Source organism: Oscillibacter sp. CU971, assembly GCF_905219725.1.
Taxonomy (GTDB): Bacteria; Bacillota; Clostridia; order Oscillospirales; family Oscillospiraceae; genus Oscillibacter.
In genome coordinates this window covers 1-1604 of record NZ_CAJMXG010000445.1, presented here as the reverse complement: position 1 = coordinate 1604, position 1604 = coordinate 1, and the positions used below count along the sequence as shown (strand labels likewise).

Below are 1604 nucleotides of genomic sequence, written 5' to 3'. Positions count from 1 at the left end.
AGGGGGAGGCGTGGCTTTGAAGCTTGTCATAAAGCTCCAGCACCAGCTCCGCCAGGGCGGAGTCGTCCCGGCCCGCCCCCAGGGTGTCCGCCAGCTGCTCGCCNCCGGGGGTGAGAGTCTCGTAAAACCGGGAGAGGGTCCGGTCCAGACAGCGGCGGCGGAGGACAAGGGCCTCCCCCTCGTCCAGGACCCGGAAGTCCGGGGTCAGGGCGTGCTTGTCCTCCTCCCGGGCCAGGAGGTGGGTATTCTCCCGGAGGAGGGCGGCGCAGAAGGCGTCCACCGTTTTGATGTCCGCCTNGTAGACCNGGAGGAGCTGGCGGCGGAGGTGGGCGTTGGCCGGGTCCTCTCCCATGCGGCGGGAGAGCTCGGCGGCGATTTTGCCCCGGAGCTCCGCGGCGGCGGCCCGGGTGTAGGTGATGATGAGAAAGTCGTCTATGTTCCGGCGTTCCTCCGTGATATAGCGGAAGAGGCGGTCCACCAGGACCCGGGTCTTGCCCGAGCCGGCGGCGGCGGAGACCAGCAGGCTCCCGCCCCGGTTTTCCACGGCGGCTTTTTGCTGGGGGGTGAGGGTTACGGGCATGTCAGTCCGCCTCCTTTCCTTCGATTCCTTCGATCTCCTGCCAGAACTCGCCGGGCTTCACCGGGAGGATGTAGTGCAGGCGGTCGCCGTCCCGGCCGTCCTGAAAATGGCAGGCGGGGGCCCAGTCACAATAGCGGCAGGGGCTGTCCTCCTCCGTGTGGCAGCAGGGGTCCGCGTCGATGACCCCGCCCCGGATCTCCCCGGCGATGTCCCGGAGGAGCTTGTCCACATACCGGCCCAGCTTCCCCAATTGGGCGGCGGAGGCAAGGCTCCCGGAGAGGTCCCCGCTTTTGTTCACCCGGAGGGGGAGGTACCGGGGCTCCGTCAGGGCCTCGTGCTCCATGGCCTGAAGGACCTGGGGCTCCGCCAGGAGGAGGCCGGAGCGGCGCAGCTGCTTTTCCCGCTCCGCCTGGAGCTTTTCCGGGGGGATGTTCCGCCGGGCGGAGAGAATGTCGTCCCGGGCGGGGAGGTAGAGGACCCCGGCGGGCTCGATCTCCCTGCCGAAATAGGANGGGCCCGCCTTGTGCAGGGTGAAGAGGTACAGGAGCATCTGGATGTCCAGGCCCATGCGGACCGCCGCGAGGTCGAAGGCCTTCTTGCCGGACTTGTAGTCCACCACCCGGAGGTAGAGTTTCCCGTCCTTCAGCCAGCCGTCCACCCGGTCCACCTTGCCCCCTATCCGCAGCTCCCCGTCCGGCTCGGAGATCACCACGGCGGGAATGTCCGATTCCGGGCCGTCCCCGAAGGAGAGCTCGAAGGCCAGGGGGACAAAGTCGGAACGGCGGAGCTCTTCCGCCGCCTGGTCAATGACGGCGTAGGCGGTCGTGCGCAGACGGGCGAAGAGGTAGCGGAAGCGGGCGTTCCGGTTCTGGAAGTTGCGCAGCTCCTTTTCCACATATTCCTCGATGTACTTGCGGATGAGGGCATGGAGGGCGTCCTGATCCACCTGGGCAAAGCCCCCCAGGGCCTGCACGTCCCGGGTGACGCGCTCCAGGAGGAAGTGGAGGAAGGTGCCGATTTGGGG

Annotated in this window: 2 protein-coding genes; both read right to left on the bottom strand. The window is 67.8% G+C overall.

Annotated features, from left to right (window positions below; all coding sequences use genetic code 11):
• A partial coding sequence (locus tag JX325_RS16405; protein ID WP_204792104.1) for a UvrD-helicase domain-containing protein occupies positions 1-580 on the bottom strand: 580 nt, incomplete at its 3' end.
• Between the two features lies 1 nt (position 581).
• On the bottom strand, positions 582-1604 hold a 1023-nt coding region (locus JX325_RS16400; RefSeq protein WP_204792103.1), incomplete at its 5' end, for a PD-(D/E)XK nuclease family protein.